Annotated in this window: 10 protein-coding genes; 7 read left to right on the forward strand and 3 right to left on the reverse strand. The window is 71.8% G+C overall.

What is annotated here, in order from left to right:
* Positions 1 to 86: 86 nt before the first annotated feature.
* From KAG51_RS10775 to meaB, 4 genes are all read left to right on the forward strand, one after another.
* The gene (locus KAG51_RS10775) at positions 87 to 626 is read left to right on the forward strand and encodes a sigma-70 family RNA polymerase sigma factor (protein WP_290583496.1); all 540 of its coding nucleotides are present in this window, start codon (positions 87 to 89) and stop codon (positions 624 to 626) included.
* A 65-nt stretch (positions 627 to 691) separates the two neighbouring features.
* A complete protein-coding gene (locus tag KAG51_RS10780) occupies positions 692 to 2,518 on the forward strand; it encodes a methylmalonyl-CoA mutase family protein (protein WP_290583497.1) in 1,827 nt (608 codons plus the stop codon).
* On the forward strand, positions 2,515 to 4,701 hold the full coding sequence (gene scpA / locus KAG51_RS10785; protein WP_363316164.1) for a methylmalonyl-CoA mutase: 2,187 nt from the start codon (positions 2,515 to 2,517) through the stop codon (positions 4,699 to 4,701). The genes KAG51_RS10780 and scpA overlap by 4 nt, the downstream gene beginning before the upstream one ends.
* A gap of 13 nt (positions 4,702 to 4,714) precedes the next feature.
* Positions 4,715 to 5,692, forward strand: a complete 978-nt coding sequence (gene meaB / locus KAG51_RS10790; protein WP_290583499.1) for a methylmalonyl Co-A mutase-associated GTPase MeaB — start codon at positions 4,715 to 4,717, stop codon at positions 5,690 to 5,692.
* Between the two features lie 503 nt (positions 5,693 to 6,195).
* On the opposite strand, the gene KAG51_RS10795 is transcribed toward meaB, so the two are convergent.
* The 3 genes from KAG51_RS10795 to KAG51_RS10805 all read right to left on the reverse strand — a co-directional run bounded on the left by KAG51_RS10795 (position 6,196) and on the right by KAG51_RS10805 (position 9,122).
* Positions 6,196 to 7,074, reverse strand: a complete 879-nt coding sequence (locus tag KAG51_RS10795) for a hypothetical protein (protein WP_290583501.1) — start codon at positions 7,072 to 7,074, stop codon at positions 6,196 to 6,198.
* Between the two features lie 75 nt (positions 7,075 to 7,149).
* Positions 7,150 to 7,977 (reverse strand): aldo/keto reductase, encoded by an 828-nt coding sequence (locus KAG51_RS10800; RefSeq protein ID WP_290583503.1) that lies wholly within the window; start codon positions 7,975 to 7,977, stop codon positions 7,150 to 7,152.
* Positions 7,978 to 8,015: 38 nt separating this feature from the next.
* A complete protein-coding gene (locus KAG51_RS10805; protein ID WP_290583505.1) occupies positions 8,016 to 9,122 on the reverse strand; it encodes a citrate synthase 2 in 1,107 nt (368 codons plus the stop codon).
* A 35-nt stretch (positions 9,123 to 9,157) separates the two neighbouring features.
* Here KAG51_RS10805 and pdxH point away from each other — a divergent pair, with 35 nt between their 5' ends.
* The 3 genes from pdxH to KAG51_RS10820 form a co-directional block, all read left to right on the forward strand.
* Entirely contained in the window at positions 9,158 to 9,796 is a 639-nt protein-coding gene (pdxH, locus tag KAG51_RS10810) for a pyridoxamine 5'-phosphate oxidase (protein ID WP_290583507.1), read from the forward strand.
* 86 nt (positions 9,797 to 9,882) lie between these two features.
* Entirely contained in the window at positions 9,883 to 10,560 is a 678-nt protein-coding gene (locus KAG51_RS10815) for a DedA family protein (RefSeq protein ID WP_290583509.1), read from the forward strand.
* A gap of 357 nt (positions 10,561 to 10,917) precedes the next feature.
* Positions 10,918 to 11,558: DUF222 domain-containing protein (locus tag KAG51_RS10820; protein WP_290583511.1), on the forward strand; the 641-nt coding region annotated here is incomplete at its 3' end.

Genomic DNA, 11,558 nt, shown 5'->3' on the forward strand with positions numbered 1-11,558 from the left:
CACGGGGAGGCCTCCCCATCGCGTGCGGTAGTGGACCGGCCCCGGAACGGACATACTGGTGGCCGGTCGACCGACTGGGGGGTCACATGACGCAGGCCGTAGGGGACGAGCACTCCCTCGTCGAGCGCGCCCGCGCGGGCGACGCCGATGCCTTCACCCAGCTCGTCACCGAGAGCCGCGACGTCCTGTGGTCGGTGTGCCTGCGCATCACGGCCGACCCGCAGGACGCGGAGGACGCGTTGCAGGACACCTTGATCGCGGCCTGGCAGAACATCCACAAGTTCCGGGGCAACGCCAAGTTCAGCACGTGGTGCTACCGCATCGCCGCGAACGCGTCGATCGCCGTGTGTCGCAAGCGCCGCAGCATTCCGATCGACACCGACGACATCGTCGACCTCGTCGTCGTCGCCGACACGACGGGTCAGGTCGACGACCGCGACCTCGTCACGGCTGCGCTGCGCGAGGTCGGCGAGGACTTTCGGGAAGCGCTCGTCCTGCGCGAGTACGGCGACATGACGTACGACGAGATCGCCGCCCACCAGGGCATCGGCGTGCAGACGGTCAAGAGCCGCATCAGCCGAGCGCGCGCCCAGCTCGCCGAGGCGGTCCGCAGCGCGAGCGCCTGACGCTGCAGTCAGCGGTGACCGGGCCGGGTGGGCGCGAGGGCTCGGGACCTCGTACGATGCGGCACATGTCAGCCGAAACGCCGGCCACCCCTGCGGAGGTGACCGTTCCGCTCGCCGAGGGCCTGGAATCGACACGTGAGGCGTGGGAGAAGGCCACGGCGGCCGTCCTGCGCAAGAGCCGCAGGCTCGCCGACGACGCCCCCGACAGCGACGCCTGGGCCACGCTCACGACCACGACCCTCGACGGCATCGAGGTCACGCCCCTGGGCACCCCCGAGCTCACGGCTGACCTGCCCCCGACGGGTCTTCCCGGTCAGGCGCCCTTCACGCGCGGCACCGAGGCGCTGCGCGAGAACCGTGCCTGGGACATCCGGGCCTGGTTCACCGATCCGGACCCGCAGCGCACGGCCGACGAGGTCGTGACCGACCTGGAGAACGGCGTCAACTCGCTCTGGCTGACGCTCGGCCCGGACGGGGTCCCCACGGACGCGCTCGCGACGATCCTCGAGCCCGTCTTCGTCGATCTCGCGCCCGTCGTGGTGCAGGACGCCCACGACCCGCTCGGCGCGGCGCGCGCCCTCGTGGCGGTCATCGAGGACAAGGCCGTCACGGCCCACCACGGCAGCAACCTGGGCGTCGACCCCGTGGGCACCGCGGTCCGGCAGCGGATGGAGCTCGGCGGGGGTGAGACCGACCTGGGCGTCGCGGCCGAGGCGGCACGCCTGGCCCTGCCCCTGGGCATCGGTGCGATCGTCGTCGACGGCACGGCGGTGCACGACGCCGGCGCCTCCGACGTCCAGGAGCTCGCCTACCTGCTCGCCGCGGGAGCCACCTATCTGCGGGCCCTGACCGAGGCCGGTCTGACGGTCGACGAGGCCGCCGGCCTGCTGGAGTTCCGCATCGCCGCGACCGACGAGCAGTTCCCCACGATCGCGAAGCTCCGCTCGGCCCGTCGCACGTGGGCCCGTGTCGCCGAGCTCAGCGGCGTCGCCGAGTCCGGCCGCGGGCAGCGCCAGCACGCCGTCACGTCACGGCCGATGATGACCTCCTACGACCCGTACGTGAACATGCTGCGCACCACGGTCGCGTCCTTCGCCGCCGGGGTCGGGGGCGCGGCGTCGGTCACGGTGCTGCCGTTCGACGAGCCGCTGGGCCTGCCGGAGGCGTTCAGCCGGCGCATCGCCCGCAACACCTCGAGCCTGCTGATCAGCGAGTCCCACGTCGCCAAGGTCACCGACCCCGCGGGTGGCTCCCACCTCGTCGAGCAGCTCACCGACGACCTCGCGCACGCGGCGTGGGCGGGCTTCGCCGAGCTGGAGGCCGCCGGTGGCGTGCTGGCCGCGCTGGACCTCGTGGCCGAGCGGATCGTGGCCACGCGGGAGGCCCGCAGCCTGCTGGTCGCCAAGCGCGCGATGCCGCTGACCGGCGTGAGCGAGTTCCCGAACCTCGAGGAGCAGCAGCCCGAGCGTCGTCCGTACCCCACGGCACCGGCCGTGTTCCGCTACGCCCACGAGTTCGAGGCGATGCGTGACGACCGCGCTGCGACGCCGGTCTTCCTGGCCACGATGGGGCCCATCGCGGCCCACACGGCGCGGGCCACCTTCGCGGCCAACCTGCTCGCCGCCGGCGGCATCGACACTGTCGCCGCTGGAGCCACGAGCGGGGTCGACGAGGTGCTGGCCGCCTACGACGGCTCGCCGGTGGTCTGCCTGACCGGCAACGACAAGGCCTACGCCGAGTGGGGTGCCGATCTCGTCGCGGCGCTCCGGGAGGCCGGTGCCCGCCACGTCGTCGTCGCCGGCAAGGTCGACGTGGGCGCCGACGCGCAGGCCTTCGCGGGGCTCGACGCCCTCGCCTTCCTCCGCACGACCCGAGAGGAGCTGGCGCGATGACCTCGGTGCCCAGCAGCTTCGCCGACTTCCCGCTCGATCCCGAGCAGCAGCCCACGCCCGATCCCGAGGCCTACGCGCGCGCCGCCGACGGCGTCGAGTCCTGGCCCGCCCCCGAGGGCATCGACGTCAAGGAGCTGTACACGGCCGCCGACCTCGAGGGCGCGGACGCCCTCGACACCTACCCGGGCCAGGCGCCGTTCCTGCGCGGCCCGTACCCGGCCATGTACACGACCCAGCCCTGGACGGTGCGCCAGTACGCGGGCTTCTCCACCGCGGAGGAGTCCAACGCGTTCTACCGCCGCAACCTCCGGGCCGGTCAGAAGGGCCTCTCGGTCGCGTTCGACCTCGCGACCCACCGCGGCTACGACTCCGACCACCCCCGGGTCAAGGGCGACGTCGGCATGGCCGGGGTCGCGATCGACTCGATCTACGACACGCGCACGCTGTTCGACGGCATCCCGCTCGACGAGATGAGCGTGTCGATGACCATGAACGGCGCCGTGCTGCCGGTGCTCGCGCTCTACATCGTCGCGGCCGAGGAGCAGGGGGTGAAGCCGGAACAGCTCGCGGGGACGATCCAGAACGACATCCTCAAGGAGTTCATGGTCCGCAACACCTACATCTACCCGCCGGCCCCGTCGATGCGGATCATCTCCGACATCTTCGCCTACACGGCGCAGAAGATGCCGCGGTTCAACTCCATCAGCATCTCCGGCTACCACATCCAGGAGGCCGGGGCCACGAACGACCTCGAGCTCGCCTACACGCTGGCCGACGGGGTCGAGTACATCCGCGCCGGCCTCGACGTGGGACTCGACGTCGACGCGTTCGCGCCGCGGCTCAGCTTCTTCTGGGCCATCGGCATGAACTTCTACATGGAGATCGCCAAGATGCGGGCCGGGCGTGCGCTCTGGGCCCGGCTGGTCAAGGACTTCGGCCCGACGAATCCCAAGTCGCTGTCGCTGCGCACGCACTCGCAGACCTCGGGCTGGTCGCTCACGGCGCAGGACGTCTTCAACAACGTCCAGCGCACCGCGATCGAGGCCATGGCGGCCACGCAGGGACACACCCAGAGCCTGCACACCAACGCGCTCGACGAGGCCATCGCGCTGCCCACCGACTTCAGTGCTCGCATCGCGCGCAACACCCAGCTGCTGCTGCAGCAGGAGTCGGGCACGACGCGCAGCATCGACCCGTGGGGCGGCTCCTACTACGTCGAGAAGCTCACCCGGCAGCTGGCGAACCGCGCCTGGGCGCACATCCAGGAGGTCGAGGGCGCCGGCGGCATGGCCAAGGCCATCGAGGAGGGCATCCCCAAGATGCGCATCGAGGAGGCCGCGGCCCGCACGCAGGCCCGCATCGACTCCGGGCAGCAGGCCGTGATCGGCGTCAACACCTACCGCCTGCGTGACGAGGACCCGCTCGACGTCCTCAAGGTCGACAACGCCGCGGTCTACGCCGCTCAGGTCGCCAAGCTCGAGCGCCTGCGCGCCGAGCGCGACGACGAGGCCGTGCGACGCTCGCTCGAGGCCCTCACCGCCTCGGCCGAGCGTGGCTCCTCGACCGACGGCTCCCTGGACGGCAACCTGCTCGCGCTCGCGGTCGATGCGGCCCGGGCCAAGGCCACCGTGGGCGAGATCTCCGACGCGCTCGAGAAGGTCTACGGGCGTCACCAGGCCGTGATCCGTACGATCTCGGGTGTGTACCGCACGGAAGCCGGTCAGGGCGGCAACATCCAGCGCGTCATCGACGCGACGGCCGAGTTCGAGGAGGCCGAGGGCCGCCGGCCGCGCATCCTCGTGGCCAAGATGGGCCAGGACGGCCACGACCGCGGCCAGAAGGTCATCGTCACGGCGTTCGCCGACCTGGGCTTCGACGTCGACGTCGGCCCGCTGTTCTCGACGCCCGAGGAGGTCGCCCAGCAGGCGATCGACGCCGACGTCCACATCGTCGGAGTCTCCTCCCTCGCGGCGGGGCACCTCACGCTGCTGCCGGAGCTCAAGGCAGCACTCGAGGAGCAGGGTCGCGGCGACATCATGGTCGTGATGGGCGGCGTGATCCCGCCTGACGACGTCCCGACGCTCCAGGAGATGGGTGCCGCCGAGGTCTTCCTCCCCGGTACCGTCATCGCCGACTCCGCCCTGTCCCTGCTCGACAAGCTCCGCGCCCAGCTGCAGGACTGAGGGCCGGGCGGCGATGGCGGCGATCGACGTCGACGAGCTGGCGAGCGGTGTCCGAGCAGGACGCCGCTCGGCCATCTCGCGGGCCATCACGCTCGTGGAGTCCCGCAGAGCCGACCACCGCGCCACGGCGCGGGAGCTGCTCACGACCCTGACCCCGGACGCCGGCGGTGCCGTGCGCGTGGGCATCTCCGGCGTGCCCGGGGTGGGCAAGTCCACCACGATCGAGTCGCTCGGCACCCACCTGACCGGCCGCGGCCACCAGGTCGGGGTGCTGGCGGTCGACCCGTCGAGCGTCCGCACCGGTGGATCGGTCCTGGGTGACAAGACCCGGATGTCGGCGCTCGCGGTCGACCGCAACGCCTACATCCGCCCCTCGCCGTCGGCGGGCACGCTGGGCGGTGTCGCCCGCGCCACGAGCCAGGCCATGACGATCCTGGAGGCCGCGGGCTTCGACGTCGTCCTGGTCGAGACCGTCGGTGTCGGGCAGTCGGAGATCACGGTCGCGGGCATGGTCGACACGTTCCTGTTCCTCACGCTCGCCCGCACGGGCGACCAGCTGCAGGGCATCAAGAAGGGCATCCTCGAGATCGCCGACGTCATCGCGGTCAACAAGGCCGACGGGGAGCGCGTGCGGGAGGCCGAGGTGACGGCCAAGGACCTCGCCGGCGCGCTGCGGATGGTCTATGCCGGCACCCAGGACTGGGTTCCGCCCGTGCTGACCTGTTCCGGGCTGGAGGGCTCGGGCATCGACACGGTCTGGGCCCGGGTCCTGCGGCACCGGGAGTTCCTCGGCCCGAAGGGGCTCGCGGCCAAGCGCGCCCAGCAGCAGCTCGACTTCACGTGGGCCCTGGTGCGTGACGAGCTCGAGGACCGTCTGCGCCGTCACGAGGGCGTGCGTGACGTGCGCGCCGAGGTGCGCGAGGAGATCCTGGCGGGCCGCCTCGGCGCGGCCGAGGCGGCCGACCGGCTGCTGGCCGCCTACGACGCCTGAGTCGCCGCGGGGCGCAGGCAGAGGAGAGGGTCCGGGCGGGGCGCAGTGTGCCCGGACAGGGAAAGGGCCCGCGCAGGGAGCGGCGCGGGCCCAACGCCGCGCCGCGGACCGCGGTCATGATGGCGGTGGCATCGCAGGGAGGGCGACGACTCCGACGGCTCGACCTAGTCAGTCAAGCATGGCCCGACCTGACCACGCGAGGGCCATCGGCGTGTCGTGGCTGTGAGTCGCCCAAGATCTCGCCATGTGAGACGACGGGGCGGGTGTCGCAGTCGAGCGGACGGGGCCGCCCGGCGCCTCGTGATCGCGTCACTGCTGGTCAAGATCGCGATTCGACCGGTGTCGACGCGCGGCTCCGGCTCCCGCCGCGCGAGCCGGCGAGGACGTCTGCCGACAGGGACTAGTCACAAAGGACTAGGAGCGGCTAGTCTTGTCGCAGTGCCGTGGGGTCGACCATCTCGGGGGGATGGTCGACCCCGGCCTCATTCTCGGGCCCGGAGCGGTCACGTCAGCGGGGTGAATCCCCGGACGTCCTGGCTGAGCGTCCAGCCGTTCACCCGCCAGTCGGGGCCGGCCAGGACATAGCTCGCCGTCGTGCTCACGGTGAGCTTCTCGGGCGCCGCCGTGGCGGGGTTCCAGACGGGCACTCCGGCGGACGCCTCCAGTCGCGCCGACAGCAGCGGTGGCGATCCGCCGCGCTGCAGGTCGATCGTGACGACGCTCCAGGTCGGGTCGACCCAGACCGGTCGGTCCGCGTAGCCCGTCTCCGACCACGGCGGACCGAAGAACTGGCGCCCGCCTCCAGGACCTGGGCCGTCGAGCAGCACGACGCCCGTGCCCTCGCGCGCCGCGGTGCTGCGGGGGGACGCGACGACCGCCGCGACTCGGGCCGGATAGGTCGAGGTCCGGGCGCGCTCCGTCAGCTGGTCCTCGACCCCGGCGAAGTCCGTGGCCGCGAACGTCTCGCGCGGCAGGGCCAGGCGCGAGTAGCGCGCCTCGAACGTGAAGGCGACGGCTCGGCACGCGGCCGCAGCGGCGGCCTGCTCGCCGACCGCGCGCCGTGCGGCGTCGCTGACCTGCACCTGGACCGCCGGGCACCAGTCGACGACGCCGGGGGACACCTCCGGAGTGCCGTCCGGCCGCCCCGGCCACGTGCCGGTGACGGGTGACAGTGCGGTCGGATCGGCGGGTGCGAGCGGGGTGGGTTCCGGTGCCGGTGTGGTGGGCTCGGGTTCCGGCGTCGCGGTCTCCTCCGAGCCGGCCGAGGGCGAGCGGTCGGACGGACGCACCTGGCCGTCCGGCCCGGTGAGGCCGAGGCCCACCGCCGTGACGGCGACGACCAGGACGAGGGTCGTGATCCCCTTCACCACCCACGTCTTCACCGGGTCAGCATAGGGAACCGTGGGTCCGGTGCTGCAGTCGCGGCATCGGGGTCGGGGTCGGCGTCGGCGGCGGCGTCAGGCCGCGTGGAACGTGCTCGGGTCGGGGCCGATCCGGTGGCCGCGGTCCAGGCGGCTGATCGTGGCGACCTCGTCGTCGCTCAACGTGAGGTCGGACGCGGCGAAGTTCGAGCGGATCCGGTCCGGAGTCACCGACTTCGGGATCACGACGTTGCCGATCGCCAGGTGCCAGGCGATCACGACCTGGGCGGGCGTGGCGTCGTGCGCCTCGGCGATGCCGGTGATCTCCGGCAGGTCCAGGACCTCGCCCTGGGCCAGGGGGCTCCACGCCTCGGTCAGGATCCCGTGCGCCTGGTGGTACTCGCGCAGCGAGACCTGCGGCAGGAGCGGGTGCGCCTCGACCTGGTTGATCGACGGCGTCGAGAGCCCCGCCTCCGCCAGGGTCGCGAGGTCCTCGGCGCGAAAGTTCGAGACGCCGATGGCGCGGACGCGGCCCTCGTCGCGCAGCTGCTCGAACGCGCTCCAGGTCTCCACGAAGGTGCCGTGCTCGGGCGTCGGCCAGTGGATCAGGTAGAGGTCCAGCACGTCGAGACCGAGCCGGTCGAGGCTCGCGTCGAACGCCGCGAGGGTCGCGTCACGTCCCTGGTCGGCGTTCCAGAGCTTGGTGGTCACGAAGACCTCGTCACGGGCGATGCCGGAGGCGGCCAGTGCTCGGCCGACGCCCTCCTCGTTGCCGTAGACCTTGGCCGTGTCGATGTGCCGGTAGCCCGCCTCGAGCGCCTGCTCGACGACCTCCTGGGTCGTCGCAGGGTCGACCTGGAACACCCCGAAACCGAGCTGCGGGATCGAGACGGAGTCGGACAGCGGAAGATCAGGGATCGTCATGCGATCCACGCTAGGGGTGCCGTGGTGAGGGTGCAGCCTCAGGCGTCGGCCCAGTCGGGGTTCCAGCCCTCGATCTCGTCGGCCCGGCGCGAGGGCGGGCCGGTGTAGATCGAGGACGGACGGATCAGGCGGCCGGTGCGCTTCTGCTCGAGGATGTGCGCGCTCCAGCCGGCGGTGCGAGCCGAGGTGAACATCGCGGTGAACATGTGCGGCGGGATCTCGGCGTAGTCCAGCATGATGGCCGCCCAGAACTCGACGTTGGTCTCCAGCACGCGGTCCGGTCGACGCTCCCGCAGCTCCTTGAGCGCCGCCTTCTCGAGCGCCTCGGCGACCTCGGCGCGAGGCGCCTTGAGCTCCTGGGCGGTGCGACGCAGCGTGCGGGCACGCGGATCCTGGGCGCGGTACACGCGGTGGCCGAAGCCCATGAGTCGCTCGCCGGAGTCGAGGAGCTTCTTGACGTACGCCTCGGCGTCGCCGAGCTTCTCGACCTCCTCGATCATCGTCAGCACGCGAGCGGGTGCTCCGCCGTGCAGGGGGCCGGACATCGCGCCGACGGCGCCGGAGAGGGCCGCGGCCGCGTCGGCGCCGGTCGAGGCGATGACCCGAGCCGTGAAGGTCGAGGCGTTCATGCCGTGCTCGGCGGCCGAGACCCAGTAGGCGTCGATGGCCTTGACGTGATCGGGGTTGACCTCGCCGCGCCACCGCTTCAGGAAGCGCTCCGTGACGGTCGAGCACTGGTCGATCTCGCTCTGCGGCACGAAGGGCTGACCGACACCGCGGGCGGCCTGGGCGACGTAGGAGAGCACCATGACGGCGGCGCGGGCGAGATCCTCGCGCGCCTGCACGTCGTCGATGTCGTAGAGCTGCTTCATGCCCCAGGCGGGGGCCGTGAGCGCGATCGCGCTCTGCACGTCGGCGCGGATGTCGCCGGAGTGCACCGGGATGGGGAAGGGCTCGGCCGGCGGAAGTCCCGGCTCGTAGGCGCCGTCGACGAGCAGGCCCCAGATCTTCTCGAACGGCACCCGTCCGACGAGGTCGTCGATGTCGACGCCGCGGTAGCGCAGCGCGGACCCTTCCTTGTCGGGCTCGGCGATCTCGCTCTCGAACGCGATGACGCCCTCGAGCCCGTGGTGTACCTCAGTCATGGGCCTCATCGTGCCACCCCCGATACCGTGTGGTCATGGTCACCCCCGATCTGTCGGCGATGCGGCGTGAGTACGGCGCCACCGGTCTCGACGATTCCGAGGCGGGCCAGGATCCGTTGGCGCTGGTCGACCGGTGGCTGGCCGAGGCCGTCGCGGCCGGCATCACCGAACCGAATGCGATGGCCCTGGCGACGGCCACGCCCGACGGTGCTCCGTCGGTCCGGATCGTGCTGCTCAAGTCGCTGGACGCGCAGGGCGCGGTGTTCTACACGAACTACACGTCCCGCAAGGGGACCGAGCTGGCCGAGAACCCTCGGGCGGCCGCAGTGCTGCTGTGGCACGACCTGTCGCGCCAGGTCCGGCTCGAGGGCAGGGTCGCCCCGGTCAGTGCCGAGGAGTCCGACGCCTACTTCGCCTCACGGCCGCCGGGCGGCAGGATCAGCGCCCAGGCGTCGCCCCAGTCGCAGGTCGTGGCGGGTCGCGCCGAGCTCGAGCGTCGGTGGGAACAGGCCGCCGCCTCGCCCGACGCGGGCACGCGCCCCGACGAGTGGGGCGGGTTCCGGCTCGTGCCGGAGGTCTTCGAGTTCTGGCAGGGCCGTCCGAACCGCCTGCACGACCGGATCCGCTTCCGCGCGAACGGCGATGCGTGGGAGCGCGACCGGCTGGCTCCCTGAGCCCAGGCCCGCTCGTGCGGGCAACGTTCACCGGGCCGTCATGCGGTGGACCACGGCGCGATGCGTGGTGGGCGGAGCCTCTTCCCATGCACGTCGTGTGGTCGCTCGCCGCAGGACTGGGCATCGCCTTCGCGGAGTCCGGTCTCGGCGTCGGCATGTTCCTGCCGGGGGAGACGGCGATCGTGCTCCTCGCGGCGACCCTGCCGTCGTGGCAGCTCATGGTCGCGCTGGGTGTCCTCGTGGCCGTCGGTGCGTGCGCGGGTGACCACGTGGGCTATCTGCTCGGCCGGCGGTACGGCGAGCGACTGCGTTCCACCCGGCCGGTACGGCGCATCGGGGTGGAGCACTTCGACCGGGCGACCGATCTGCTGCGCCGCCGTGGCGCGCTCGCGGTGTTCGGTACCCGGCTCCTGCCCGTGCTGCGCACCGTCACGCCGGCCGCCGCGGGTACGGCGGGCCTGTCGTACCGGATGTTCCTGCCGGCCTCCTTCGCCGGATCCTGCACGTGGGCGCTGGTCTACGTCGGTGGGGGATCGGTCGTGGCGGCGGTCGCCGACGCCGCGGACGGACTGCTGGGTGGGGCGCTCGGGATCCTGCTGGTCGTGGCGGCTCTGGCCGTGACTCCCGTGCTGGTCGTGCGGCTCGTGGGCGGGGTGCGCGGCGTCGTCGCGGCTCCCGACGTCGTCGCGGTCGAGCGCGCGATCGACGCACCCCGTCCGCGTCGTTCCCCGTTCTCACCCCTGATCGGCGAGATCCAGATCTAACCCCCCCCGCTGACCGAGCGCCCCGCCCCTCGCTGGTCGAGTGTCTCGCGAGCGCGGACCCACCTGCTGGTCGAGTGGCTCGCGAGCTCTGCGAGCGGCCGTATCGAGACCCCGCCAGGTTGAGTCGAACCGTCACCACCCCACCCGGTGGTCGAGTTGGTCCGAGGGACGAGGACCAGTATCGAGACCCGGACAGCCGACCTCGCGCCGTCGTGACGGACATGCAGCAACGACCAGAAGCAGGTTGTTTCCGTCCGCCCCGATCTGAGCGGACTGCCTGTCAGAAAACCTGCAACCCCAGCAGAAATCTGCCCCCAATCCCTTGCCATCGAACACCTGTTCGACTACACTCGAACCATGGTTTCGGGGCCCACGGTGCACGCACTCCGTACCGCCGCGCACGCCGTCACCAGCACCGACCACCGGTCCGCTCTGGTCGCGATCCAGACCGCCCAGGACGCCCTCGACGCCGCGAAGGCTCACCATCTGGCGGAGCTGGAACGCACCGCCGACCACGAACTCGACGGCGCCTCCACCGTCACCGCCTGGGCGCGGGACCACCTGCGCCTCGACGCCCGCACCACGCGGTCTCTGATCGCGGCCGACCACACGATGCGGGAACTGCCCGCCGTCGCCGAGGCGGCCGTGGAAGGCGCCATCCGCCTGGACCACGTCAAGCTCTTCACCTTCGGCCTCAAGCACATCGGCCACGAGATCGTGACTGATGCTGAACCGTGGCTTCTCGCCGTGGCGACCACCCATGAACCCGTTCAGCTCCGCCGGGTCGTCCGCGCCCTGCGCGACGCGGTCTATCCCGAGGCGTTGGATGAGGCGTGGATCAACGGGATGGCTAAGGAAGACCTCCAACTGTCCGCCGTGCCTGAGGGGTGGCACCTGACGGGGTTCCTGAAGACTGAGACCGGGGCGAAGCTGAAGGCCGTCCTCGACTCGTTGTCGATCCCCACGGTCGCCAATGACGACCGCACGAGTGCCGAACG

The sequence above is a fragment of the Aeromicrobium sp. genome, from assembly GCF_023146395.1.
Classification (GTDB): domain Bacteria; phylum Actinomycetota; class Actinomycetes; order Propionibacteriales; family Nocardioidaceae; genus Aeromicrobium.